The organism is Sediminihaliea albiluteola (genome assembly GCF_014077625.1).
In the GTDB taxonomy this organism is placed as follows: Bacteria; Pseudomonadota; Gammaproteobacteria; order Pseudomonadales; family Halieaceae; genus Sediminihaliea; species Sediminihaliea albiluteola.
Genome location: NZ_JACFXU010000014.1, coordinates 1 through 26,286, shown reverse-complemented (window position 1 = coordinate 26,286; position 26,286 = coordinate 1). Strand labels below are relative to the sequence as shown.

The following is a 26,286-nucleotide window of genomic DNA, read 5'->3' as shown; positions in this document are numbered from 1 at the left end:
AAAAGCTTAGGGGCTGGGCGTCGATGAGGGTTAAGTTTTTTGTATGCCGCCGGTGAGGGCGATACGCATGGCTTCTTCAACGCTGATATCTAGGCGCTTAAGTCGGCTAGATTCTACGTATAGTGTATAACCGCCAACTTGATAACTCATTGGTAAATAGACACCAAGCATTTCTTGCTCAGACTCAGGAAACAGTTCACCGGCTATTTTACGACCAGTTATAAAGCCCAGTAAGTGGGCATTTTCCTGAATTTCTACCAACACCACAGACTCCGCCTCTCGGTTATCACCGAGGCTGAATACCCGCATAAAATCTTTAATAGCACCAAAAACAGACTTAATTAAAGGAATGCGGGCCAGTAGTGATTCGCCAGCGCGTATGATGTAGCGGACGACATAGGCTTTGACCAAAATACCAATGGCCACGAGTAGCAAAAAGCCGGATATCACTCCAAGGCCTTGAAAATAATATTCGTCAGCTATGACTAGCCTAATGACAGAGCCGGCAATGCTTTCCATTTTCAGCAATAACCAGTAAACCAGATAAACAGTTAATGCTACTGGTAGTACAGCGGCTAAGCCCTGCAGGGCTAAACTAAAAATACGCTTCATTGTTATAAGTCCCGAGTGCTTTTTGCTTTTAGTGTAGCCTGTTGCTTCAGTGGCTTCTAAGCAATTTGTGACAATCTGAGCCGGCCCTGCAGCCCTGAATGTGGGGCTGCAGAGGGAATCATATTGTGGGGGTGTGTATGTCTTAGCTGATGCAGATAAGTCTGTTTAAGGACTAGTCTTCCACATCATCTACGTCAATCTGACCTGTCAGGCGCTTGCGTACATGTGACCAGGACATGCCAGTGGCGAGGATTAATGATGTGAGTATAAGTGCAAGCCAGCTTAGGGCGCCGGTTGACTCAAGTGTCATCCAGCCCAAATCAACAAACAACCAGATAATGCAGGCGAATAAAGCGCTGCCTAATATAACACCTAGCCAGCCCATCGACATAAAAGTGGCCCGGACGTATATGATCCAACCGGTAAGCAGTATGAGTCCTAGTATTGCAATGAGGGGGGTAAAGCTTCTTTCGGATAGGACCCAGCTGATATAGGAGTAATCGCTAGGGTTATAGGTGCTGATTACCAGTACAGCGGCAAAGACCCAGCGTAGAAAAAAGCTAGCTGCAGTAAAGTTATTGGCCATAAGTAATACCTGTGTCTTTAGTGGCGCCTAAATTAGTGTAATTAATGCAATGAGGCAAGCGATCAGGATGAAGGTTGTGCTCTATTATGAGCAGTAGTTAAACAGATGCTTGCCAACAGACTGGCTCATCAAGATAAGGCAGACACAGGATGATACTATTCATCATCGCCGCTAGGGTGGGACTGAGTTAAATGAGGCCCCACCTCAGAGCAGTGAGATCTACTCTCTGTTTTTGTGTGCTGGGAGATTAGTGAGTAGCAGTCTGATTGCAAAGATTATGATGACAAGAAAAATGCCAAATAGGCCTGCTTTATATAAAGCTTGGGAGTTGGCACCAGACTGCCATGCAAAGAATAGACCTCCTAAAATCCCTAATGCATAGATGAGAGAAACTTTGTAATTGTTCATCGTAGGCTGCAAATTTGTGAAAGATAGTAAGCGCTTCGTAACTACTCAGTACTTTTCTTTTTAGATGTGGTTTTCGTAAATATTATTCGGCCTAAGAATATAAGTATTACAAGAAATGAGCAGGTAATAGCGGCTTTAAGAAGGGCTATGTTGTTAACCCCCTGCATTTTAGCGAAATACAGGCCGCAAATAATGCATACGATGTACCAGGCAGAAATAGCATAATTAGTCATTTTCATACCTATATTTAGGGTAAAGCTAATTTAAAAGTCAGGAAGTGGTACTCACCTAGTTGGGTCAGTTGGTAAGTACCACTGATTAATTAATGGTTATCAATATTTGGGTTGTCTCCTCTTGAATAGGATCCCCCGTAGGCGGTACCTAGAGAATAAGCCGAGGAGCCCAAGCTCAAGCCCGATAAAGCATGCCTAAAGAATGCGGTTCTGACGCCACCAAGACCGATATGAGTAGCCAAGCTAATTGCAAATCCTATTGCAGGTGCAATACCGCCACTAACTTTATCAATCTCGTCCTCGCTAACTTGGCGGATTGTTAAGTCACGCTGCTTTGAAGTCATAGTGTTCATAATAAAGTCCCTTTTTTACTTAGTAAGCCCACCTTCCTGATGGGATTCGCAGGCTCTGCGAATTAGGCTTCTGCATTAAGTGCTAAGCGTGAGAAAAAGTACTCAGCGATTGAATTGCACCATGAATAAATGTTTATTGATAAAGCTCCGCAGTAATGTTTAAAAATAATAACCTTGTACTATGTGCTTAACGGCTCCGGTGATGAAGTAGTGATCGGCCACAAGAAAAGGTTATAAATAGACTAGCAAACCATGCGATAGTAGGGGGCCAAATCGCTGTGTTTTGATTGATAAAGGCCATAATTAGCAGACTAAGGAAGTATGCAGAGAGGCCTATAGGTAAAATGCTCGACCAGTGATTATATGCGATATAAAGAGTGCTATTTCTTTTATGCTCAAGTTGTGGCTGCGAATAGCCATAGAGCATGGCGGCACAGTAGAGTACTAAAGTCCCTAAGAAAGACACTAAAAACACTGAATTAAGCGTTATGGGCTTAGTGCTTAAACAGAGCCAAACAGAAGGGATTAAAGCGATTAGTGCTGCGGATAAAATTATTAAGTAGCGTTTTTTCATTATTCTGCCCTTTCTTTTAAGCTATTTAAATAATCGCTCTACTTGATTGGGGTAACGTTTTACCAGGTAAAAACTGACTATCGCAAAGATCAGACTGAATACAACAACAGGAATTAGGTCATTAGGTATTTCAAATCGGCCATCCTGTAAAGCTAATGTAGTGAAAGCGAAGCCTATAGGGAAAGAGGTATTAAAAGAAAGCCAAAATATTTTTTGATTTTTAGTCACGCTGACTGCTCCTTTATATCCCGTCTATCAGATATGTAGATCAAAAATGCTAAGTATGCCAGTCGAGATATACCAGATATCGCATTGCCGAGAAAATAAGGCTGACTTTAATAATTAAAGCCAGCCTTGTTGATCGATCAATGGTGGTTGTAATTATTCGACGCTAAATAGTATCCGCCACTAATAGCTCCGCTAACTACAAATCCCGCTAGGCCGCCAAAAATAGCACCACGTGCTCCGCCAATGATCACGCCGGTAGCAAAACCCGCCACCGTTCCTGCCCAGCTTCCCGCTACATTCATTGCCAGATTTCCACCCGATACCTCCAGTAGCTCTTGCTCATTAAGCACATAGCAGTCCAAGCTGTTCTTCTGATTTACTTCAGTTATAGTCTTCATAGTGCGCTCTCCTTGCGTTGAAGCCACCTTATGATGGCTTTCCTTAAACCCTGTAGATTGCTTTAGAAGTTCTACTTTTTGCATTAACCGACTTCCACTACTACATCAGCCGTCTCAATCAACTTGGATTGATGAGAGATGACCACTTTGCTGATTCGCATGGTTTTCAGTGTTTGTTCAATTTTAGTAGCCAACGCGCTGTCTAGATTGTTGGTGGCCTCATCGAGAAATAAAATAGTGGGCCGTTTATAGAGTGCTCTAGCAAGAGCAATGCGCTGTTGCTGACCGCTACTAAGCGGTGTTTGGGATTGACCTATCATCGTGTTGTACTGCATGGGTAAGGCAATGATCTCATCGTGGATATAGCATAGCTTACTGCACTCAATGATCCTTTCTAGGCTGGGCTGCTCGTCAAAACATGCGATGTTTTCTGCTATTGAACCAGGTAACAGCGCGATGTCTTGCATCACTGATGCGCTAATGTCTCGGAAGTTACTGAGGCTATTTAGCGATTTGTTATCAATCAGTATTTCACCACTTGCTGGGCTTAAGATACCCATGAGACACTTCATGAGCGTGGTTTTACCTGCTCCACTAGGGCCGGTGATTGCTAGTGTTTGGCCGGCTTGTAGAGAAAATGAAAGACCGTCAAATAGCGCTTTAGTCGTATTGTCATAGCGAAATGTTAGGTCTTTAACTTCTAGCTTTCCCTGAGCTTCTAAGAGTTCCACTTTGTCGCCTTGATCAGCGTAATGGCTTTCCTGTTTTACAAAGGCTATATCTGCTAGCCGCTCAAGGTGTAGGCTGATCATCTTGAGCTCAATACATTGATCGACAAAGGTGTCCATGGCGGAAATAAAGTGGCGCTTAAAGCTCATAAACGCAAAGAGCATACCAAGAGTAATACTGCCCTTAATCACTGAGCTGGCGGCAAAGTAAACTATTAAAATATTTCCGCCACTGAGTAAGAAGCGGTTTCCTAGCTCATAGATAATTTGCAGTTTAGCGATGTCGATATCTACGTTGATGCAATCGACCAGGCGCTTTTGCCAATGGTTATGGCGAACACGTTCACCGCCGAATAGTTTGATAGTTTGGATTGCTCTAGCGGATTCGATAAAGCTGCTGTCTTTATGTGCTTTTGCGACAAGACTCTCTTCTGAGAGCAGTCGTAGAGGGCGGTAAAGCACAGTCCGAAAAACAATATAAAGAACTAAGCTTGCTAGGGTGAGGCTTGCAAGCTGTGCGTTGTACCAATACATAGCAGCCAAAGTTGATATGGCGAGAACGCCATCAACTATAGCGCCTACTAGACCGGTGCTAAGAGTTTGTCTTACAGCGTCTAAAGAGCCAAAGCGAGAGACAAGATCGCCAATATGACGCTTGTCAAAGAACTCTAAAGGTAGGCGAAGTAGGTGGTGGAATAAAGCTGTCGCCAGGTTTAGATTCATACGACTGGCTAGACGAATCAGAATCAGCTGCCTTAATAGCGATACAGCCATCTCAATCAGTAGAAGTAGAGCAAAGGCGAGTGCGACAACTAGTAGTAAATTCCAGTCTTCACGCAGTACTACGTCATCAACCACAATCTGCATATACAGCGGAGACAAGAGTAAAAATAATTGCAGCACAATGGAGCAAAATAGAATTTGTGCAAAGGACTTAGCGATACCTGGTAGTCCTTGCCAGAAGCTTCTTAGAGGGAGTTTTTGTGTTTTCTTGGCCGGCTTGAAATCTGCAGCAGGCCACAGCTCAAGTGCTACGCCGGTGAAGTGCTTAGCGAGGTCTTGAACACTATAGCTGCGTCGTCCTGTGGCTGGATCATGAACAATAATAGTCTTCCTGCCCACTGATTTAAGCACCACAAAGTGATTCATATCCCAGTGCAAGATACAGGGCGTTGCAAGGTGCTTTAAAGCCTCTACTTCAAGCCGAACTGCTCTGCTATCTAGCTTTAAGGCCGCGGCAATATTTATCAGACTTTTGAGTGTTACGCCTTGGTTTGATATAGAAAAACAACGGCGCATCTGATGGTTGTCTGTTATATAGCCATGGTAGCTTGCGATCATAGCTAGGCAAGTGAGCCCGCATTCGGCCACTTCGCTTTGCAGCAAAACCGGTAGGCGCCCTCGAAGGCGCTTCTCGCCTTGTTCCCAAGTCACTTTTGCCACGCTTGCTGTGGCCATCAGAGTCGCCCTCTTAAGCTGAGTAGGGGTTCTAATAACCATTCAAAAACTGAGCGCTGCTCGAGCGTAATATCAGCAGCAAGGGTCATACCTGGCCGCAGTGGTACTAACTTTCCATAAGCGGAAACACTATTCGAAGCGAGGCTGGCGTAGACCTTGTAAGCAGGTGCTGAAATCGCAGTTTTAGGGTGATGAATTTCCGAAGGCAGAAGTACCGCTGCAGATATACTTTCAATCTTTCCTTCATAAGTGCCAAATTTTTGGTAGGGGAAGGCATCAAAGCGGAAGGAAAGCTTCTGACCTTGGCTAATAAAGCCCGAGGCTGCCACGGGCACTATGAGTTGGACCTGCAGTTGTTCATTTTCAGGCGTCAATGTCATCAGCGGCATGTTTTTGAGTGCCTGCTGACCTTCACTGATTTGAATATTGGAGACGCGGCCCGCTCTACTTGCTTTTAATACATAGGCTTGATGCCCGTGCAGCTCGGCAATCTTTTGGGATATTTCACTCAGTGAGTAGCTGATTGCATCGAGTCCGTCTTGGCTTTCCTCGGCAAGTAACTTTTTCTCTACTGCATTACTTTGTAGTTTTAATAGTTGTTCTTCGCGTTTTTGAGCTAGCGAAAGATCTTGCAGCTTCAAGTTGAGAGCACGCTCCTTAAGCACTTCTAGTTTTGTGCTGGCGACATGTCCTGCTTGGGCAAGCTTGTCATGACGCTGTATTTGTATATCAACTATGGCTTGCTGTTGCGAAATAGTGCTTTCTTGCTCTCTCAGTCGGCCGAGAGAGTCGCGTATAGCCTGAGACTCTTGATTGAGTTTGTTTTGACGCTCTAGAGCAATTTTACGACTGCGACCTAGCCTGCGGGTCAGTACGTCTTTTTGTGCTTCGTACTCCTCAAGAAGGAGTGTTTCTAAATGTTCACCGCTAGAGAGAATGCGGTCCCCATTGATAAGCAGGAGCGCTTGTCCAGCTTCGACGAGTTCACCTTCGCTGACGAATAGCTTAGTAAGCTTGCCCTCTCTTGTGGCATAAACTCGGATTACTCCGCCGATGGGTTCTAGCCATCCGGTCACGGTCTCTTTACGAGCGTAGTTAGTAGATGAAAGCAGATAAGCGCAGGCCGCAAGCCAAACAAACAGTGCTGCACAAGCCGCGCTGTGAGATAGCTTGGGGCTTAACAAAGCCTCCCCAGAGCCGGGCTTGGCTGCTTCTGCAACTGCTTGTGCGCGAAATAAGCTCATGTCCTTGATGATCTTCCTTGATCCTCGAGGGGGCTGTTCCGACCTGCTCTTCCAGTGCTGGTCTCGAACTAACTGTAGACCAAACACGAAGCTTTGCTATGTGCTCTCTTTCTTCAAATTTGGGCTGTGAAGCAAGACAGGGTGTTTCTGTACTTTTTAGGACGAAGGGGGAGGGGGAATTTGGAGAAATAAAAAATGGGTAGCATTGCTGCTACCCCTTTCTATATTTGGCTCCGCCTGCTGGGCTCGAACCAGCGACCCATTGATTAACAGTCAATTGCTCTACCAACTGAGCTAAGGCGGAATGGCGTTAACCAGTGGGCGCGTATATTAATGATGGACAGGCACTTGGTCAACACCCTTTGCATCTTTTATCTCACTTTCTTTGAAATAAGCCTCTGCGGCTGCAATTTATCCCTATGTAGAAGATAATTAAGGTCAATTTTTTGCTTGTGGGGCCGATCGGCTTATGTCCAAAGCCTTTAAAGTGCACTCTTCATACTCGCCCGCTGGGGACCAGCCCAAGGCTATTACTCAGCTGGTGGAGGGCGTTAATGCGGGCCTCGCCTCGCAGATCCTGCTGGGTGTGACTGGCTCGGGTAAAACTTTCACTATGGCGCATGTGGTGGAGCAACTGCAGCGACCCACCATCGTGATGGCGCATAACAAGACCCTTGCTGCGCAGCTATATGGCGAATTTAAAGAATACTTCCCCGATAACGCCGTGGAGTATTTTGTCTCCTATTACGATTACTATCAGCCGGAAGCCTATGTCCCGTCCTCGGATACCTTTATTGAGAAAGATGCATCGGTAAACGAGCACATTGAGCAGATGCGTCTCTCGGCCACTAAGGCTTTGATGGAGCGTGAAGATGTACTGGTGGTTGCTACTGTGTCGGCTATTTACGGCCTAGGTGACCCCAAGTCCTACTTTAAGATGGTAATGCATCTGTCCCGTGGCGAAATTATCGATCAACGCAGTGTGCTCCGGCAGTTGGCGGAGCTGCAATACACCCGCAACGATATCGACTTTCAGCGTGGCACTTACCGAGTTCGCGGTGATGTGATCGATATTTTTCCGGCAGATTCTGAGCAGGAGGCGGTGCGCATCGAGTTGTTCGATGAAGAGATCGACAATATCACTTTGTTCGACCCGCTGACTGGCGCGGTAGAGAGCAAGGTGCCGCGCATAACCATCTTCCCTAAGAGTCACTATGTCACGCCGCGCAATGTGATGCTCAATGCGGTCACTAAGATTGAGGCAGAGCTGGAGCAGCGCCTAAAGCAGCTCAAAGAAAACGATAAGTTGGTGGAGGCGCAGCGATTGGCGCAGCGGACTCAGTACGATATGGAGATGATTCGCGAGCTGGGCTACTGCAACGGCGTGGAGAACTACTCGCGCTATTTGTCCGGCCGTGGCCCCGGTGAGCCGCCGCCAACACTGTTCGAGTATCTGCCGGATAACGCACTGGTGATTGTCGATGAGTCACATGCCAGTATTCCTCAAATAGGCGCTATGTATCGCGGTGACCGCTCACGTAAGGAAACGCTGGTTGAATATGGTTTTCGTTTGCCATCAGCGCTGGATAACCGGCCCTTGCGCTTCGAAGAGTGGGAGCGACTTATTCCGCAGGCATTGTTTGTCTCGGCAACACCAGGTCCCTATGAGCTGGAGCATGCTGGTCGCACAGTGGAGCAGGTGGTGCGGCCAACGGGCTTGGTCGATCCACCGGTTGAGGTGCGTCCGGCAAGCACTCAGGTGGACGATCTGCTAGAGGAAATCCGCTTGGTAGTGAGCCAGGGTGATCGGGTTTTGGTGACCACTTTAACCAAGCGCATGTCGGAAGATTTGACTGAGTATTTGGCCGAGCACGATGTGCGTGTGCGCTATCTGCATTCGGATATCGATACTGTAGAGCGGGTCGAAATTATCCGCGACCTGCGCTTGGGTGAGTTTGATGTGCTGGTTGGCATTAACTTGCTGCGTGAGGGCCTTGATATGCCCGAGGTCTCGTTGGTGGCTATTTTAGATGCCGACAAGGAAGGCTTTTTACGCTCTGACCGATCGATTATTCAGACCATTGGTCGGGCAGCCCGAAACCTCAACGGTCGAGCGATACTCTATGCCGATAAGATGACTGGTTCCATGGAGCGAGCCATGGCGGAAACTGCTCGCCGAAGAGAAAAGCAACTAGCGTATAACTTAGAGCACGGCATTACGCCTAAAGGTGTGATGAAGTCGGTACAAGACATTATGGAGGGCGCGCGCCGAATGCCCACTCGGGCGAAAACTAAAAGCCAGAAGGTGGCAGAGGAATCATTGGCTTATAGTACCGATCTGCTCAAGCTCTCTCCGGCAGCGCTGGCTCGCAAGCTGCAGCAGCTGGAAAACCAGATGCTGGAGCACGCTAAAAACCTGGAGTTCGAAGCAGCTGCGGCACTGCGCGATCAGGTGGCCGAGATCAAGCAGCTGGCCTTTATTAGCTGAGGGCTAGTTGAGTTAGCAGGGGGTTCGTTTTTTGGCAGCATTAGCTGCACTACAACACCAGACTCATCTTTGCGGTTGTCAGCGCGCACTTCGCCGCCGAAGTAGTCGACAATTAATTTGACGATATATAGCCCTAAACCGAGATGCACGCCGCTCTTGCTAGTTGAGCTTGTGCGCATTGACACCATGGCTTCAAATAGTTGCCTCTGCATAGCAGCCGGTAGTGTTGGGCCATCGTTACTGACGCTGAGCTTCCAGTGCTGTTCACTGGCGCTCAGTCCGATGATGATATGGCCATCCTCAGGGCAAAATGAAGCGGCGTTATCAATCAATTTATCCAGTGCCTGTACTAGCAGATCAGCTGAGGCGAGTATCCAGGCCTGCTCAGGCTCGAACTTTAAGCTCAGTTGCTGCTCTGGGTAGGCTCCTTGGTATGCTGGCAAAACTTCATTCAGTAAGGGCACTAAATCTAGTGCTGCGAGAGCTTCGCCGCGCACGCTGTCCTCAACATGGCTAGCCTCTGTCATCGCTGTGAGAATGCGATTTAAACGACCCAGGCCGCCGCGCGCGCGATCGATATAAACAGCACTTTGATCACTTGTTAGCTCATGCTCTAAGTTGTCCAGAGACGATTGGATGACAGCGAGCGGGGTACGCAATTCGTGGGAAAGCTTGCGGCTTAAGGTTCGCAGGTATTCGTTATATCTTTGCAGCTCCACAAGTAAGCTGGCGTAGCGGCGGGAGAGTTCACCCACTTCGTCCCGGGCGCGGCTGTGAGGGAAGTCGTCCATCACAATCTTGCCTTTGCGCACAACATTGCTCGCGGCGCGACTCAGGCGACCGATGCGCCAGGATAAGATGCTCGCGTAGGCCAGTAGCCCCAGTGCGGCCACGGCGATGGCCAGCAAGCTATAGGCTAGTAAGCGGCTGAAGGCTTGATCGGTCAGGGATAAGTATTCTTCGCTACTTTGACGTACGAGTACGGCGCCAATGACTCTGCCATCGGCCTCGATTGGCGCGGCAGCAGAGAGGCTCGTACGACGGGTATTGGAAGAGTCGCGATACCAGTAGACGTCTGGTTGCCCTTCTAGGGCGCGGCTTAATTCAGGGCTTTGCAGGCGCCCATCAGCGCCAGCGCGTGGCAGTATGCTTAAGTCGCTCTGGGTCAGAATGCGGCGGTAGAGTAAGCGCAATAGCCAGAATGGACGCTCTTGGCTCACTGTCTGCTGAATTCGACTGGGCACTTCGTCCTCAGTGTTAAAGCCAGCGATTTTCCAGCCAGTGGTATCAAATAAACTGACATTGCGGCCCGCGTTCTGAAAAGGTTCTAGCGCGCGGCGCAGCGGCTCGGGAGAAAATATCAGCCAGGGCGGCGGGGCTTGATCCAGGGTGCTGATATTGCCGGCGCTTAGGCTTTGTCCCGATTGGCTGGGGCTGATATTGATCACTTGCAGGCCGAGGCGGCCGCCAGTCATGGCCAGGGGCATCTCCAGTTCCAAAGTGTAGCCTTGGCTGGTGTCTTGCCAGTAACCCCGAATACGACTGGCCTGCGCCTGTGGGTGACGGCGGCCGGCGTAGCGAGCGCGGACACTGCCTGGTGCCGCAGTGGCAATAACATATTCTTGGCGTTTGCCGTCGAGCCAGGTGCGCAATAGCAGGCGGTCACCATTGGGCTCAGGAGACAGGCCGGGGTTGTCGTAGACCAGTTCTGAGTCCTCTACCTGCAGCAGCAAATAAAGTTGCTCATTGCGGGTTGCCGCTTGGTAATTGAAGGCAATGCTGTTGTCGGCAGTGCTGTGGTCAAATCTGCCTGACCATTGCTCAGGCCAGCCATCGGCATAGCCATCTACCAAAATAGGAGCCGGCGCTACGCGAGCGTAAAGTGAGTGGCTGGGGTCAGGCACTGCATTGAGGCGCTCTGGGTAGGGATAGAGCAGGTCAGCTTTATCAGCAAAGCTGGCGGCGATTGCTTGGGCGGTAGCTTGCAGCGCCTGAGCTTGACCTTGGCGCAGAGTGCTTTCAATTTCACGCACAAACTGACAGCCAGCCCAAGGCAGTGCCAGCAGAAGCAGGCTGACTAGTATCAGTTGCCGGCGCAGGTTCACTGGCTGTGGCCTGCCCAGCGGTAGCCCATGCCGTAAGCTGTTTCGACTGCGTTAAAGTTTGGGTCAACGGCTTGAAATTTGCGTCGAATACGCTTGATATGGGAGGTGATACTGTTGTCATCGAGCACGACATTAGCGGCATCCATTAGCTGTTGCCGGTTTTTAACATGCCCTGCGTGGCGTGCCAGCGCGTGCACTATCCACAGTTCGGTGACCGTCAGGTCAATGGCCTGTCCTTGCCAAAAGGCGGTCATGCGCTCCAAGTTCAGTGTCAGCGGGCCCCGTTCAATCATATGTTCACTGGCCTCGGGAGCGCGCAGCGCTTTAACTCGACGCAGCAGTGCCACGATTCGGGCCAGCATGTGGGCTTGGCTGATGTCTTTAGTCAGGTAGTCATCTGCGCCAAGTCGCAGACCTGAGATAATGTCTAATTCAGAATCGCGTGCGGTAAGGAACACAATGGGCAGCTCTGGTGCTCGGCTACGCAAGTCGCGACACAGTTCAAAACCTCCCTCAATATCATCGCCCAAGCCCACATCAATAATGGCCAGATCAGGTAATTGTTGTTCAAAGGCCTGAGTAGCGGCGCGACGGTTGTCGTAAATTGCCACGCTGAAACCCTGTCGTTCAAGAGCATCGCGATAATTCGCGGCTAGCGCGGCTTCATCTTCGACAATGGCGATATGTTGGGACATTTGTTTTCCGATAACAGTCTTTGGCTGGCGACAACATAGTTTCAGAAAGCTTTGAGTAGCTCAAGCGGCTGCCATAATTCGCCACAATTGATCACTGCTTTAACACTTTCGCTGCATGGTGTTGCCAGATTGCCCTGCTGTAATCCTCATAAACCAACAACAAGGGGATGATAGCAGTGGCTGAATACATGGATAACACAACTTGGCAGAGGCCAGCGGGTGCCTATTGGTTTGTCTTGCCTGCACTGCCCACTTTGATCGGGGCGGTTTTGGCCCTGCTGGTAATCTCTGCCAGCCCAGCCCGAGCGGTGCCGGCGGCAGAGATTGGGGCTGGTCATATGCAATGGCACAGTGATGGCAGTGACAGCTATCAGGCGGCGCTCACTCAGCACAGCAAGCTGAGTGTGACAATAGCCGGCATGGTCGCGGTGGTTCAGCTAGAGCAGCGCTTTGAGAACAGCACCGATAGCTGGCAAGAGGGGATTTACAGCTTCCCTTTGCCCCCAGAGGCAGCTGTGCGCCAGCTTGAAATGCAAGTGGGAGAGCGGCGTGTGCTTGGTAAGGTACGAGAGCGTCAGCAAGCCAAGAAGCTCTATCAAGAGGCTCGGGTAGCTGGCAAAAAGGCCGCATTGGTAGAGCAGCAACGAGCCAACTTATTTACTAACCGCATTGCCAATATCGCGCCCGGTGAGCAGGTGACCGTGCGCCTGGAGTATGTGCAGCCAGCGAGCTATGTTGATGGTGAGTTTGCACTGCGTATCCCGACTACTCTAACGCCGCGTTACATTCCTGGTGTCAGTGCGCTAAGAGGGCTAGAGGATCAGACTGGGGCTCAAGCAGCGAGCCTGTCGGTAGATCAGTACCTGGGTTGGGCAAAGCCAACTATTCGGGTTCCAGACGCCGATGCGGTGACGCCGCTACTCTATCCCCAAACCGGCTCTGATTTTGCGCCACTTAACCCAATGAGCATTGATGTGGACTTAGATGCTGGCATGCCCTTGGCGGAGGTGCAGGCTCTATACCATGAGATGGCCTTATCGCGCCGCGGTGACCGCTATCAGCTGACATTGCTTAATGGCATCAGTGAAATGGATCGCGACTTTGAGTTGCGCTGGCGTCCAGTCACCGGCGCAGCCCCGCAGGCGGCGTTTTTTACTGAGCAGGTTGCTGGACAGTATTACGGCCTATTGATGGTGGTACCGCCCGCTTTGGTTCAAGAGGATGAGATACTGCCACGTGAGCAGATTTTCGTCATTGATACCTCGGGCTCAATGGCCGGGGAGCCTATTGAGCAAGCAAGGCAAAGCCTAAAGCTGGCTTTGGCTCAATTGCGCCCACAGGACTATTTCAACGTAATTGCCTTCGACAGCGATACTCGAGCTTTATTCAATCAAGCTATGCCGGCTAATCGGCACTATGTGGCACAAGCATCAGAGTTTGTACGACACCTCTACGCCGGCGGCGGCACAGAAATGCTGCCAGCCCTAGAGCGAGCCTTCCGCAATGAGTCGAGCAAGGAAGAGCAAGGGGCGCAGCGTTTACGGCAGGTGATTTTTATTACCGATGGTGCAGTGGCCAACGAGCAGGAACTGTTTGATGCTATTCAAGCACAGCTTGGTCACAGTCGCTTATTTACCGTAGGTATTGGCTCTGCGCCAAACCAGTGGTTCATGCAAGGTGCGGCAGATGCGGGGCGGGGCTTTAGTGTTCAAGTTAGTAAAATCGACCAAGTGTCGGCGCAGATGGGGCAGTTGTTTGAGCGTATTGCAGCGCCACTGGCGGCAGACTTGTCCGTGTCGTGGCCGCAGCAGGTAGAAGCCTGGCCTAGTCGGGTGGCAGACTTATATCGCGGCGAGCCATTACTGCAGAGCGTACATTTCGGGGATGCCTTACCTGCGGGAGAGCTGCTTGTCAGTGGACAGTTGGCAGGTAAGTTTTGGCAGCAGCGCATTGCTCTGGCGCCTCAGCCAGGGGGTGCTGAGCAGCCCGGTGTGGCGAGCTTATGGGCTAAGCGCAAAATTGCCTCTTTGCTAAGCCAGCTTGCCATATCAGCATCAGAAGAAGACATTCGCCCTGCTGTGCTGGACGTGGCGCTGACTCACCAGCTCCTGAGCCCCTATACCAGTTTTGTGGCCATTGAAGAAAAGATCTCTAGAGACGTCAATGCGCCACTTCGCTCAAATGCGCTCCCTAACACCCGGCCCCGAGGTCAAGGTGCACAGCCCTATGCCTACCCCAATACAGCAACGACTGGTCCAGCCAATGCCTTCTTAGGTTGCTTTGCACTGTTTATTGCCCTGCTAATTTATGTCATGCGCCGCCCGGAGGAAGATCATGTTTCGAAGGATTCTTGAGCAACCTCGTCACTGGCTGCTGGTGGTGGCGCTAGTTGTGGCAGTTCAGCAGCTATTAAGTGCAGCACTGGTTTACAGTAAAGCGGCTTTGGCACCGGTATTGATGGAGCGTGCCTGGCAGTTAACCTTGGCTGATGGTGGGCGATCTCATAAGCCCTGGCCTTGGGCAGATACTTGGCCGGTAGCTCGCTTACAGGTGCCCGCCCTGGGTATCGATCAATTCGTACTGGCTGGTGCGAGTGGTAATGCGCTGGCCTTTGGCCCCGGCTTGGATGCCGCAGGTAGGAGCCCCGGTGAGCCTGGCACCGCAGTCATTGCTGGGCACCGTGATACTCATTTTCGTTTTCTGCAGCACTTGCAGCCAGCCATGACCCTGCAGCTTGAGCTGCCAGATGGGCGCATGTTGCGTTACCGAGTCGCAGGGGCAGAAGTGGTGGACTCGCGCGATGTTGTTGAGGCGCCGGCGCAGTTTGGTCCTGCCCAACTCGAGCTGGTGACTTGCTTTCCTTTCGATGCGCTGCGTGCCGGTGGGCCCTTGCGCTATGTGGTGCGGGCGGAGCCGGGAGCCTTTGTTAATACCGAGCTAGAGCGCCGTGCTGCTGTCAACAATGGAGTCTTAGAGCTATGAACGCTTTCGTACAATTTGATAATTTAGTGGTTTATCAAGCGCTGTGCCCCGAGCAGTTCAGCGCCTTGCGTCGCGGTTGTTGGCGCCGGATTGAATCGGGCCGGGATGGCGAGCGCTTTTGCTATCTCAAGTTGCAACAGCATTACGCCGAGATGGTCGCGAGGCGGCGCTTGTTGCCAGTGCACGGCGCCGGCTTCGTGGTGCGTTTACACTTGCCGCGCCGAGTGCTGGATCAGTACAAACTAGAAACCGTGGCCTATGATGAGCACCTAGAGTATCGAGTCCCAGTAGTGGACTTGCCGCGAGTACAGGCGCATCTGGTCTCTGATGTTAAGTTGGTGGCCTCATTTAGGGAGTCGCAGCACTTTCATCTGCCAAGAGCGGCGGCGCCGCTGGCCGCTTTAATGGGCTAGTATTCTAGCTGATGGTGTTTGCTGGCTTATAGGGCTGCTCCAGACGGCGGGAATTCCCAGTAACTATCGACTGTGCTACCATGCGCGCCCTCGTTTATCTCGGTTCGGGATAAGGTAGCTCAGCCCCCGATCTCTGATTGAAGCTGACTCACGTGGCCTTTTGTAGGGGTCACCACTGGATAAAGGAAAGCTCATGCCTGTTATTACACTGCCAGACGGTAGCCAACGTACATTTGACGCTCCAGTCACCGTTCACGCTGTGGCCGCTGATATCGGCCCGGGTCTTGCTAAAGCAGCCCTTGCCGGCGTGGTCAATGGCCGTGAAGTGGATACCTCATACCTTATTGAAGAGGATGCCGAGCTAGCAATCATTACTGAGCGTGATGATGCTGGCTTGGAAGTCATTCGTCACTCCACCGCCCACCTGCTGGCGATGGCGACTCAAGAGTTGTTCCCCGGTACCCAGGTGACCATTGGTCCTGTTATCGATGATGGCTTTTATTACGATTTTGCCACTGGCCATAGTTTTACACCTGAAGATCTGGAAAGGATCGAGCAGCGTATGGAGGAGATTGCCGCGGCAGACCTCCCTGTAGAGCGCGTGGTGATGAGTCGAGAGCGGGCTGTAGAGCTGTTCCGCAATATGGGCGAGCACTATAAAGTACAAATTATTGAAGCCTTGCCTGAGGGTGAAGAGCTGTCAATTTATCAGCAGGGTCCGTGGATGGACCTGTGCCGAGGCCCCCATGTGCCCAGCACTGGCAAGCTGAAAGCCTTCAAGCTGACTAAAGTAGCTGGTGCTTACTGGCGCGGAGACTCTAACAACGAGATGCTGCAGCGCATCTACGGTACGGCTTGGGCGAACAAAAAGCAGCTCAAGCAGCATTTAAACCGTATTGCCGAAGCTGAAAAGCGCGACCACCGTAAGTTGGGTAAAAAGCTAGACCTGTTTCATATCCAGGAAGAGGCTCCGGGTATGGTGTTCTGGCACCCTGCTGGCTGGACAATCTATCAGGCCATTGAGCAGTACATGCGCAAGGCGCAAATTGAGCATGGATACCAGGAAATCAAAACCCCGCAGCTGGTGGATTTGTCGCTGTGGGAAAGGTCTGGTCATGCCGATAAGTTCAGCGATGACATGTTCATGCTCAAGAGCGACGAGCGGGATTTTGCGGTCAAGCCAATGAACTGCCCCTGCCATGTGCAGGTGTTTAACCAGGGTCTTAAGTCCTACCGCGACCTGCCTCTGCGTTTGGCTGAGTTTGGCAGCTGCCACCGCAATGAGCCTTCTGGTTCGCTACACGGTATCATGCGGGTGCGAGGCTTCACTCAGGATGATGCGCACATCTTTTGTACCGAAGAGCAGATTCAGTCAGAAGTGGCGAGCTTTATTGATTTCCTCCACGGCGTCTACGAAGACTTTGGCTTCACCGAAGTCATTTATCGCCTATCCACAAGACCTGAGCAGCGTGTGGGCTCAGATTCGGATTGGGATCGCGCAGAAAAAGCTTTGGCTGAAGCGCTTGATGCCCATGGCCTCCCATGGCAGGAGTTGCCCGGAGAGGGCGCCTTCTACGGTCCGAAGATTGAGTTTTCGCTAAAAGATTGCATTGGCAGGGTGTGGCAGTTGGGAACCATTCAAGTGGATTTCTCTATGCCAAATCGCCTCGACGCACAGTACGTTGCCGAAGATGGCTCGCGCAAAGTGCCAGTTATGTTGCACCGTGCGATACTAGGTTCGTTCGAACGTTTTATCGGTATTTTGATCGAGCACTACGAAGGAGTATTCCCCACTTGGTTGGCGCCAACACAAGCAGTTGTGTTGAATATTACCGACAAACATGCCGAATACGCCAAAAAGGTGGAAGATTCCTTGAAAAACAAGGGCTTTCGGGTCATTTCAGACTTGAGAAATGAAAAGATCGGCTTTAAAATCCGAGAGCACACAATTCAGAAGGTTCCCTACCTCTTAGTGGTAGGGGACAAAGAAGTAGAAACACAGACCGTGGCCGTGCGGGCTCGTCGTGGTGAGGATCTGGGGTCGATGGATCTCCAAGCGTTTGAAACGCACCTGACTGACGATGTGGCGCGACGCGGCCGTCTTGCTATGTAATGGAGAATTAGCATTAAGAAAGATAGTGGCAAAGGCGGCTCTAAGAAAGCCCTAATCAATGAACAAATTACCTTTGATCCCGTACGCCTAGTCGGCGCCGAAGGCGAGCAGGTAGGCATTGTGCCCTTGAGCGAGGCCTTGGCGGCCGCAGAAGCGGCAAATATGGATCTCGTATTAATCGCTGATTCTGACCCTGCAGTCTGCAAGGTGATGGATTACGGTAAGCATGTGTTCGAAGCCAAGAAACAAAAGAATGCTCAGAAGAAGAAGCAGAAGCGAACACAAGTTAAAGAAATGAAATTTCGTCCAGGGACGGACGCCGGTGACTACCAGGTAAAACTACGCAACCTGGTACGTTTCCTCGAGCAAGGCGATAAGGCCAAAGTCACACTGCGTTTTCGCGGTCGTGAAATGGCTCACCAGGAACTCGGCATGGACTTACTCAAACGAGTAGAAGCCGATCTGGCCGAGTGGGGTTCAGTCGAGCAATTTCCAAAAATGGAAGGTCGACAACTCACTATGGTAATCGCCCCCAAGAAGAAGGGTTAGGGCCCGTGAATGCCTTTTCTCTTCGTTTTATTAATTGTGCAATGCGGAGTATCTGACTATGCCTAAAGCAAAAATTCACAGCGGGGCTGCCAAGCGTTTCAAGAAAACTGCTGGTGGTTACAAGCGCAAAAGCGCTAACAAAAGCCACATCCTGACCAAGATGACAACCAAGCGTAAGCGCCAGTTGCGTGGAACCTCAATGGTTCATGCCCACGATAAAGTGCTTGTCGACCGCCTTCTGCGGGCGCGTTAATCGCTTAACCATTCGAGATTAGGAGAAGACTATGGCCCGCGTAAAACGTGGTGTGGTGGCGCATCGTCGTCACAAGAAAATTTTAAAGCAGGCTAAGGGCTACTATGGCGCCCGCAGCCGTGTGTTCCGTGTTGCTAAGCAAGCTGTTACTAAGGCTGGCCAGTATGCATACCGTGACCGTCGTCAGCGTAAGCGTCAGTTCCGCGCGCTGTGGATCACGCGTATCAATGCCCAGTCACGTGCTAATGGCCTGAGCTACAGCCGTTTGATCAATGGTCTGAAGAAAGCCAATATCGATTTGGACCGTCGTGTTCTGTCTGATCTGGCAGTTCATGATAAGCCGGCTTTTGCAGCGATTGTGGAGCAAGCGAAGGCCGCGTTGGCCTAAGCCCATCCCTAACTGTTGCAGCTGAGATCAGCTGCACGGTTCGCTGGCTACACTGTAAGACAAAAAGGGAAAGGGCGATGCTCTTTCCCTTTTTTATTGCCTGCTCTGTGCTTCGTCAGTGAGAGCACTTGTTAAGTGCTCGGGCGGAAATATGCCAAGCTTGGAGTATTGAAATTACTGTGTTGATTGCACTTGCAGCTCGCTTGACCAGCCAAGCCACTGTGCTGTGCGCTGCGAGATAGATTAGAGCTATTCATACAAACTACACTCGAGATATACCCAATGGAAAACCTCGAACCACTGGCGCAAGAAGCCAGATCGAAAATTGAAGCAGCCGATGATGGGGCCACACTGGAACAGCTGCGTGTGGACTACCTAGGTAAAAAAGGCCAAATTACTGCCTTGCTAAAAGGTCTTGGCAAGCTGTCTGCCGAAGAGCGGCCGGCGGCTGGTGCACAGATTAACGTAGTCAAACAAGAGCTACAGGCGCTGATTGGCGAGCGCAAGCAGGCACTCGAATCAGCCGCTGTGGAAGCTAAGCTGGCGGCTGAGACCATCGACGTAAGTTTACCTGGTCGCGGGCAGAGCACCGGCGGAATACATCCGGTGACGCGTACCATCGAGCGCATCGAGGACTTCTTTTCCGGCATTGGTTTTGATGTAGTTGAAGGTCCTGAAATCGAAGATGACTATCATAACTTTGAGGCCCTCAATATCCCCGCGCATCACCCCGCGCGTGCGATGCACGACACCTTCTATGTTGATGAAACAACAGTATTGCGCACCCATACCTCGCCGGTGCAGGTGCGAGTTATGGAGACAGAGGAGCCACCACTGCGGGTGATTTGCCCGGGGCGTGTCTATCGCTGTGATTCGGACCTGACCCACACACCGATGTTCCACCAAGTGGAAGGCTTGTTGATCGATGACCACTCCAGCTTTGCTGATCTTAAAGGAGTGGTAGAAGAGTTTTTACGCGTGTTCTTTGAAAAAGAGCTGCAGGTGCGTTTTCGCCCGTCTTATTTTCCCTTTACTGAGCCCTCTGCTGAGGTCGATATCCAGTGCGTTAACTGCGCCGGTGAAGGCTGCCGCGTCTGCAGTCAAACAGGTTGGCTCGAAGTGATGGGCTGCGGCATGGTACACCCAAGGGTGTTTGAGCACTCGAAGATTGACCCAGAGAAGTATTCTGGTTTTGCATTTGGTATGGGGGTGGAGCGTCTCGCCATGCTGCGTTACGGCGTGAATGATCTGCGTCTGTTTTTCGATAACGACTTGCGTTTCCTTGAACAGTTTTAAGTCCCCAGACCACGGAGAGTATTTGAATGAATATTAGTGAACAGTGGCTGCGGGAATGGGTGAACCCTGAGCTGACAACAGAAGAGCTGGCCCACCAAATTACTATGGCCGGGCTCGAAGTCGATGCGATTGAGCCAGTAGCTGGGAAATTTAATGGCGTGGTGGTAGCGGAAATCATCAGTGCCGAGCAGCACCCGGACGCGGATAAATTGCGCGTCTGCCAAGTCAATGCGGGTGATGAAACTGTACAGATTGTCTGCGGAGCGCCTAACGCTCGCGCTGGATTAAAAGCGCCTCTGGCCAAAGTCGCTGCGGTATTACCCGGCGACTTTAAAATTAAAAAGGCCAAGTTGCGCGGCGTGGAATCCTTCGGCATGTTGTGTGCCGAGCAGGAGCTGGGCTTATCGGAAGCTTCTGATGGCTTGATGGAGTTGCCCGCAGATGCCCCCGTGGGTGCAGATATCCGCGAGTACCTGCAGCTAGATGATAACTTAATTGAAATTGGTTTGACCCCAAACCGAGCGGACTGCCTGGGAATCAGCGGTATAGCGCGTGAAGTGGGGCTGTTAAACCAAATAGCCGTGACAGCGCCCAGCTTTGATAAAGTGAATGCATCGATTAAAGACGAGCTAAGTGTGGAGCTGCTCGACGCTGATCGCTGCCCGCGTTATCTCGGTCGCGTTATTCGGGGTGTAGATCTAAGCCAGCCAAGTCCGCTATGGATGCAAGAAAAGCTGCGTCGTTGCGGTGTGCGCAGTATCGATGCTGCAGTAGATGTCACCAACTACGTGTTGCTAGAGCTTGGTCAGCCTATGCACGCCTTTGACCTAGATAAGCTGCAGGGTGGCATTGTAGTGCGCTGCGCTAAGCAAGGTGAATCCCTAGAGTTGCTCGATGGGCAGAAGGTAGAACTTAACAGCGACACGCTAGTGATTGCCGATCACAGTGGACCGCTAGCCATGGCTGGCGTTATGGGCGGTGAGCCCAGCTCGGTCAGTGACACAACCCGTAATATCTTTTTGGAAGCAGCCTTTTTTACCCCAGATCTACTTGCGGGTAAGGCGCGAGGCTATGGCTTGCATACCGATTCATCGCACCGCTTTGAGCGGGGGGTAGATTTTGAGCTGCAAAGACATGCCATGGAGCGTGCAACGCAGCTTTTACTCGACATAGTCGGCGGTGAGGCCGGGCCGATCACTGAAGCCGTAGTTGAAGCCGAGTTGCCGCAGAGGCCAGATGTTGGCCTGCGCGCTGCACGCATAAAAAAGATGCTGGGTTTTGAACTCCCCGCCAGCGATGTCGAGCGCATCCTTAGCGGTCTTGGTTTAGGTGTCAGATCCACTGCGGATGGCTGGCTGTGTAGTGTGCCAAGCTGGCGTTTTGATATCAGTATCGAAGCTGACCTGCTGGAAGAGTTGGCGCGTGTTTATGGCTACAACAATTTGCCAGTGACTCGCATTAACGCTGAGTTAGTAATGCCAGCTCATAAAGAGTCAAAGCTGCCACTGCGCTTCCTGCGTCGTCACTTGAGTGCCCGAGGCTATCGTGAGGCTATTACCTATAGCTTTGTTGAACCACAGCTACAGAAAATCTTTGATCCTGAGTTGACGCCGGTAGCTCTGGCGAACCCTATTTCGGCAGACATGGCAGTGATGCGCAGCAGTTTGCTGCCAGGCCTAGTCAACGCGGTGTTGCGTAATACTAAGCGGCAGCAGCCACGGGCGAGATTATTTGAGACGGGGCTGCGCTTTGTGCCGGGCAGCAAGCCGGGTTTGGAAAACCTGCAGCAGATACCCACCTTAGCGATGGTCGCAACCGGTCAGCGCTTTGCCGAGTCTTGGGCAGTAAAAACTGAGGCCTTGGATTTCTACGACCTTAAGGGCGACCTAGAGAGTTTGCTGGCCTTGCTTCGCAGCGCGGCAGACTTTGATTTTAGGCCCGGTACTCACCCAGCTATGCACCCCGGCCAAACTGCTCGCATCACCCGTAAGGGGCAGGACGTTGGCTATATCGGTGCTCTGCACCCTACGGTGCAGGCTGAGCTTGGCCTCAATGCGCCACTCTTCGCTTGTGAGATCGACTTAGAGACTGTCTTGGATGCGCAACTGCCACAGTTCACAGAGCTGTCTAAGTTCCCTGAAGTGCGTCGTGACCTTGCCGTGGTGGTCGATAGGAGCGTAGCAGCTGCTGAGCTGTTAGCGAATGTTCGAAGTGCCGCAGGGGCTTACCTCAAAGACTTAAGGCTGTTTGATGTCTATGAGGGCAAAGGTATTGATCCTAAACAGAAAAGTCTGGCTCTTGGTTTGACATTCAGAGATCAATCACGCACTCTTAGCGATGATGATGTCAATCTAGCCATCAAGCAAGTTGTTGATTCGCTGGAAAAAAATTACAACGCTGAACTCAGGAACTAGGTAACGGACGATCATGGCCGCGCTCACAAAATCCGAAATGGCTGAACGCCTGTTTGAAGAGCTAGGGCTCAACAAACGGGAAGCCAAGGAAATTGTTGAGCTTTTCTTTGAGGAAATCCGTATTTGCCTAGAGAACAACGAGCAGGTCAAGTTGTCAGGCTTTGGCAACTTCGACCTGCGCGATAAAAGTCAGCGTCCAGGTCGCAATCCCAAAACGGGTGAAGAAATCCCCATCTCTGCCCGCCGAGTAGTGACCTTCCGGCCCGGCCAGAAGCTTAAAGCGCGAGTAGAGGAATATGCTGGAACCGACCCACAATAACGAGTTGCCGGTTATTCCCGGTAAGCGCTACTTCACCATTGGCGAAGTCAGCGAGCTCTGCGCCGTTAAGCCTCATGTGCTGCGTTATTGGGAGCAAGAGTTTCCTCAACTTAAACCGGTCAAGCGCCGCGGTAATCGCCGTTACTACCAGCGCGATGATGTACTAACTATTCGCCAAATTCGCAGTTTACTATACGATCAGGGCTACACCATTGGTGGTGCACGGCAGCGTATGACCGACGATGATGGGGATGTTACGCCGGTAGAGCTACAGGAAGTGATCAAAGAAACTATTGAAGAGCTTGAACACGTACTACAGGTCTTAAAACTCGATAAATAGGCTTTGAGTTGGCGCTGTGATTGAGTATAATGCCGCCCTCGCTGAGTTGATCAAGCATCAGCAAATCTCGGGGCGTAGCGCAGTCTGGTAGCGCACCACACTGGGGGTGTGGTGGTCGTAGGTTCAAATCCTGCCGTCCCGACCAAATTTTCGTTTAAAAACAACGACTTAAAGAGCCTGGGCTCCCTGAAACATTGGCTTTTGGCATTTTCCTGGCTCTACCCAATTAACGGGGGCTGGCTTTTTTATATCTGTAATGTAAGTCCATATCAAGTCCCACAGCGTTAAGTTAATACCTGATTCAAAAGGCTCTACGGCTCTACCCAATTACCGGCGGCTAATATCTCTGCCAGTGGTCCAATGGTTTAGTAAAGCGCAATTGTGCTTTAATCAACCAGCAGTCTAAGGAGAGTGATCACTAGCTATTAAAGTGTACCTCAGATGAATAAAGGACTAATAATTAGAAAGCCTCAGCTTCATATTTATGCAATAGCTGTACTACTTGCAGCTAGTTATATCGCCACATTGCCATTGCTACCGTACCCTGCTTATTTTTTGGTCAAGGCGCTGCCTTGTAGCGTATTAGCACTGGCTGCCTATTGGTTTTTGCAGGGCCGTATTAGAACAATTATGATCTTAGCCTTATTGTTTTCAGCCTTTGCTGATGCGGCCATAGAGTTTGAGTTTCTGGCAGGCTTAGCGGCCTTCCTTGTAGTGCAGCTTCTGTACTGTGTCGCATATTACCCAAGGAAGAAATTCAGTAGTGGTCGCTCGCTAGGCTTGCTTGCGATAGCGCTGTTCTTGATCGGCGCTTGCTATCTAATACTTCCGGCGGCGGCTGAGTTGGCTGTTCCCGTTGCTATGTACATGATAGTTATCGGCAGCATGGGGCTGTTGGCTGTTCTCTATAATGGCTCGCCTTTGGTGTTAATTGGCTCGGTACTTTTTATTCTTTCTGACACCCTCATTGCGATAAATCGCTTTTTACTGCCCTTTGATACATCAAGCTACTTTATTTTAACTAGCTATTTTTCCGCCCAGATTTTGATTCTTGCCGGCATAGTTAGGACAGAGAAAACAAGTGCTGCAGGGTGATTGGTACTAAGTTAGCTTGGCTTAAATGCTAAGCCAGTACGGTATGTGATTGGCAAAGGCGAGCAGTGATAGCGTTAGCGCTAGCTCGACTAAAAGGCCAAGCCTAGGCTTGGCCTTTTTATAAGAGTTGCAGTTAAGGCTCCATAAAGCCTGAAAATTTTATACCAGAGAGTAGCGCCATTTCTCGATGCCAGGTTGCAAGGTCATTCTTATTAAACGAGCTCAAGGAGTCGTGGCCGCAGGCTCTAGCCATAACTTTCATTAGCTCAACTGAAGCTTCTAAGAAGTTACTTAGTTGCTTTGCCGACTTTTCAACATTTAGCCGCTGCCGCAAGTCTGCTTTTTGTGTTGCTATGCCAGCAGGGCAATTATTCGTGTTGCACATTCGCGCCGCCACACAGCCGATGGCTTGCATCGCACTATTTGAGATGGCGACACCATCAGCCCCGAGGGCCATGGCTTTTACAAAATCCATCGGCGTGCGCAGCCCGCCGGTAATAATCAGGCTTACCTGATCACTAACGCCTTGCTCATCTAGGTACCGGCGAGCGCGAGCGAGGGCCGGTATCGTCGGAACACTAATGTGATCGCGGAACATCTCTGGTGCTGCGCCGGTGCCGCCGCCTCGACCATCCAAAATGATGTAGTCGGCACTTGCATCCAAGGCAAACTGGATATCCGCTTCAATATGGTTTGCGCTGAGTTTAAAGCCAATAGGAATACCACCAGTAATTTCACGTACACGATCGGCAAATTGCCTGTAATCCTCAGCTGTATGTAAGTTGGTAAATGTTGGAGGAGAAATTGCTGCTTGTCCCTCCGGAATGCCGCGCACTTGAGAAATTTTACCTACATTTTTTGTGCCGGGCAGGTGGCCTCCTGTCCCTGTTTTTGCTCCTTGGCCACCTTTAAAATGAAAGGCCTGAACGTTTTTTAATTCCCGGATTCAACTGGCTAGTGCAACGGGCGGGTTAATGCCGAAAAATACCTGATTCGGTGTTTTCATGCCAAGGCACTTCCTCGGACGATTGTTTAGTTTTTCCATGACGTGCTCAATATCCTGTTCAGTAATGTCAGTGAAGTCGCTGCCCTTTGGGAAGTATTGGCGGATTAAGCCGTTGGTGTTTTCGTTCAGTCCGCGCTCCCACGAAGCGTAGGGATGAGCAAAGTAGAAGTCTGCGGCGAGCGCTTCGGCTATGATCTGATGGCAGGCGAACTCTTTGCCATTGTCCGAGGTAATGGTATGGACGTGAGCTGACAGCGGCCCGAGCAGCTCAATTACCGCGTCCTTGACACCCTCGGCCTCTTTGCTGGAAACCTTGGAAATAAGTGCCAGCCGTGATTTTCGCTCAGTCAGTGAAACGATCGCCTGCTTGTGATGTTTGCCTATGATAGTGTCGAGCTCCCAATCACCCAGGCGGGCTCGTTCGCTCACAATGCTAGGTCGCTTCTCGATAGAGACTCGATTGGGAATTTGACCGCGGCGATCATAACTACCGTAGCGCTTTCTCCGCGGCTTCTGGCAGCGCAGACGGAGGTGTAGCTGACCGCCCCGGCGCTTGTCCTCCAGAATGTACTGGTAGATCCACTCGTGGCTGATGGATATCTGCTCTTCCTGTGCCAACCAGAGACTGACCTGCTCAGGGCTCCAATCCTCGCACAGCAGCTCCTCAACCCGGCTCCAATGGCCTGGGGCAATACGAGGCTGTACCTTGCACTGACGGCGCTGTAGAGCTAACTGTTGAGCCTGTTTGGGCCGATAGCCCTTCAGGCCGCGATTGCGCCGCATCTCCCGACTCACGGTGGACTTGTGAACGCCGACGATGCTGGCGATCTCTGTCTGGCTATGGCCTGCTTTCATCAGGGCGTAAATTTGATATCGTTGCTCTTGGGTTAGCTGTGCGTAGTGTCTCATCTGTGCTTCTCATTCTTGCCGGAACGATGAGCCGAGATGCTACCGCAGCTCGCCCTCCATTCCGACTTATTGAGTTGCACTTACGAGTTGAATCCGGGA

General features: G+C 50.9%; 24 protein-coding genes and 2 tRNA genes. 14 read left to right on the top strand and 12 right to left on the bottom strand.

The features are described 5' to 3' along the window. Positions 1-30: 30 nt before the first annotated feature. The 8 genes from H2508_RS06975 to H2508_RS06940 form a co-directional block, all read right to left on the bottom strand. Positions 31-612, bottom strand: coding sequence for a DUF502 domain-containing protein (locus H2508_RS06975; RefSeq protein WP_182170979.1), 582 nt, complete (start codon positions 610-612; stop codon positions 31-33). Between the two features lie 172 nt (positions 613-784). Continuing rightward, a complete protein-coding gene (locus tag H2508_RS06970; protein ID WP_182170976.1) occupies positions 785-1,198 on the bottom strand; it encodes a DUF6524 family protein in 414 nt (137 codons plus the stop codon). Between the two features lie 730 nt (positions 1,199-1,928). After that, on the bottom strand, positions 1,929-2,192 hold the full coding sequence (locus H2508_RS06965) for a hypothetical protein (RefSeq protein ID WP_182170973.1): 264 nt from the start codon (positions 2,190-2,192) through the stop codon (positions 1,929-1,931). Positions 2,193-2,787: 595 nt separating this feature from the next. After that, on the bottom strand, positions 2,788-2,994 hold the full coding sequence (locus H2508_RS06960) for a hypothetical protein (RefSeq protein WP_182170971.1): 207 nt from the start codon (positions 2,992-2,994) through the stop codon (positions 2,788-2,790). A 137-nt stretch (positions 2,995-3,131) separates the two neighbouring features. After that, positions 3,132-3,392, bottom strand: coding sequence for a Blp family class II bacteriocin (locus H2508_RS06955; RefSeq protein WP_182170968.1), 261 nt, complete (start codon positions 3,390-3,392; stop codon positions 3,132-3,134). Between the two features lie 83 nt (positions 3,393-3,475). Continuing rightward, positions 3,476-5,578 carry a peptidase domain-containing ABC transporter gene (locus H2508_RS06950; RefSeq protein WP_182170965.1) on the bottom strand — a complete coding sequence of 701 codons (2,103 nt, stop codon included), beginning with the start codon at positions 5,576-5,578 and terminating at the stop codon, positions 3,476-3,478. Next, positions 5,578-6,822 carry an HlyD family efflux transporter periplasmic adaptor subunit gene (locus H2508_RS06945; protein WP_182170962.1) on the bottom strand — a complete coding sequence of 415 codons (1,245 nt, stop codon included), beginning with the start codon at positions 6,820-6,822 and terminating at the stop codon, positions 5,578-5,580. The genes H2508_RS06950 and H2508_RS06945 overlap by 1 nt, the downstream gene beginning before the upstream one ends. A 228-nt stretch (positions 6,823-7,050) precedes the next feature. Beyond that, positions 7,051-7,126: transfer RNA gene (locus H2508_RS06940), tRNA-Asn, on the bottom strand. Positions 7,127-7,291: 165 nt separating this feature from the next. On the opposite strand from H2508_RS06940, the gene uvrB reads away from it, so the two are divergent. Continuing rightward, complete coding sequence (gene uvrB, locus H2508_RS06935) at positions 7,292-9,310, top strand: excinuclease ABC subunit UvrB (RefSeq protein ID WP_182170959.1); 2,019 nt, start codon at positions 7,292-7,294, stop codon at positions 9,308-9,310. On the opposite strand, the gene H2508_RS06930 is transcribed toward uvrB, so the two are convergent. Continuing rightward, a complete protein-coding gene (locus H2508_RS06930; RefSeq protein WP_182170956.1) occupies positions 9,271-11,415 on the bottom strand; it encodes an ATP-binding protein in 2,145 nt (714 codons plus the stop codon). The genes uvrB and H2508_RS06930 overlap by 40 nt on opposite strands. Further along, positions 11,412-12,110: a proteobacterial dedicated sortase system response regulator gene (gene pdsR, locus H2508_RS06925; protein WP_182170953.1), complete on the bottom strand. Its 699-nt coding sequence runs from the start codon at positions 12,108-12,110 to the stop codon at positions 11,412-11,414. The genes H2508_RS06930 and pdsR overlap by 4 nt, the downstream gene beginning before the upstream one ends. A 188-nt stretch (positions 12,111-12,298) precedes the next feature. On the opposite strand from pdsR, the gene H2508_RS06920 reads away from it, so the two are divergent. From H2508_RS06920 to H2508_RS06860, 13 genes are all read left to right on the top strand, one after another. Beyond that, complete coding sequence (locus tag H2508_RS06920; RefSeq protein ID WP_182170950.1) at positions 12,299-14,464, top strand: marine proteobacterial sortase target protein; 2,166 nt, start codon at positions 12,299-12,301, stop codon at positions 14,462-14,464. Next, the gene (locus tag H2508_RS06915; RefSeq protein ID WP_182170947.1) at positions 14,445-15,092 is read left to right on the top strand and encodes a class GN sortase; all 648 of its coding nucleotides are present in this window, start codon (positions 14,445-14,447) and stop codon (positions 15,090-15,092) included. Before H2508_RS06920 ends, H2508_RS06915 begins: the two co-directional genes overlap by 20 nt. Beyond that, positions 15,089-15,505, top strand: coding sequence for a hypothetical protein (locus H2508_RS06910; RefSeq protein ID WP_182170944.1), 417 nt, complete (start codon positions 15,089-15,091; stop codon positions 15,503-15,505). The genes H2508_RS06915 and H2508_RS06910 overlap by 4 nt, the downstream gene beginning before the upstream one ends. A 193-nt stretch (positions 15,506-15,698) precedes the next feature. After that, positions 15,699-17,618 (top strand): threonine--tRNA ligase, encoded by a 1,920-nt coding sequence (gene thrS, locus H2508_RS06905; protein WP_182170941.1) that lies wholly within the window; start codon positions 15,699-15,701, stop codon positions 17,616-17,618. A 6-nt stretch (positions 17,619-17,624) separates the two neighbouring features. After that, the gene (gene infC / locus H2508_RS06900; RefSeq protein ID WP_456238869.1) at positions 17,625-18,167 is read left to right on the top strand and encodes a translation initiation factor IF-3; all 543 of its coding nucleotides are present in this window, start codon (positions 17,625-17,627) and stop codon (positions 18,165-18,167) included. 58 nt (positions 18,168-18,225) lie between these two features. Beyond that, the gene (gene rpmI, locus H2508_RS06895) at positions 18,226-18,420 is read left to right on the top strand and encodes a 50S ribosomal protein L35 (protein WP_182170938.1); all 195 of its coding nucleotides are present in this window, start codon (positions 18,226-18,228) and stop codon (positions 18,418-18,420) included. Positions 18,421-18,451: 31 nt separating this feature from the next. Continuing rightward, positions 18,452-18,808 carry a 50S ribosomal protein L20 gene (gene rplT, locus H2508_RS06890; RefSeq protein ID WP_182170935.1) on the top strand — a complete coding sequence of 119 codons (357 nt, stop codon included), beginning with the start codon at positions 18,452-18,454 and terminating at the stop codon, positions 18,806-18,808. Positions 18,809-19,090: 282 nt separating this feature from the next. Further along, entirely contained in the window at positions 19,091-20,104 is a 1,014-nt protein-coding gene (pheS, locus tag H2508_RS06885; protein ID WP_182170932.1) for a phenylalanine--tRNA ligase subunit alpha, read from the top strand. A 26-nt stretch (positions 20,105-20,130) separates the two neighbouring features. Continuing rightward, a complete protein-coding gene (pheT, locus tag H2508_RS06880; protein WP_182170929.1) occupies positions 20,131-22,518 on the top strand; it encodes a phenylalanine--tRNA ligase subunit beta in 2,388 nt (795 codons plus the stop codon). A 13-nt stretch (positions 22,519-22,531) separates the two neighbouring features. Beyond that, positions 22,532-22,837 carry an integration host factor subunit alpha gene (ihfA, locus tag H2508_RS06875; RefSeq protein WP_182170926.1) on the top strand — a complete coding sequence of 102 codons (306 nt, stop codon included), beginning with the start codon at positions 22,532-22,534 and terminating at the stop codon, positions 22,835-22,837. Then, positions 22,815-23,177, top strand: coding sequence for a MerR family transcriptional regulator (locus H2508_RS06870; protein ID WP_182170923.1), 363 nt, complete (start codon positions 22,815-22,817; stop codon positions 23,175-23,177). Before ihfA ends, H2508_RS06870 begins: the two co-directional genes overlap by 23 nt. 68 nt (positions 23,178-23,245) lie before the next feature. After that, a tRNA-Pro gene (locus tag H2508_RS06865) sits at positions 23,246-23,322 on the top strand. Between the two features lie 296 nt (positions 23,323-23,618). Further along, the gene (locus H2508_RS06860; RefSeq protein WP_182170920.1) at positions 23,619-24,272 is read left to right on the top strand and encodes a lysoplasmalogenase; all 654 of its coding nucleotides are present in this window, start codon (positions 23,619-23,621) and stop codon (positions 24,270-24,272) included. Between the two features lie 133 nt (positions 24,273-24,405). Here the strand turns inward: H2508_RS06860 and H2508_RS06855 are convergent, their stop codons facing one another. Together H2508_RS06855 and H2508_RS06850 are read right to left on the bottom strand one after the other, a co-directional pair. Further along, complete coding sequence (locus H2508_RS06855) at positions 24,406-25,218, bottom strand: FMN-binding glutamate synthase family protein (protein WP_328799358.1); 813 nt, start codon at positions 25,216-25,218, stop codon at positions 24,406-24,408. Further along, positions 25,219-26,187, bottom strand: a complete 969-nt coding sequence (locus H2508_RS06850; protein ID WP_182168589.1) for an IS30 family transposase — start codon at positions 26,185-26,187, stop codon at positions 25,219-25,221. Positions 26,188-26,286: the final 99 nt, after the last annotated feature.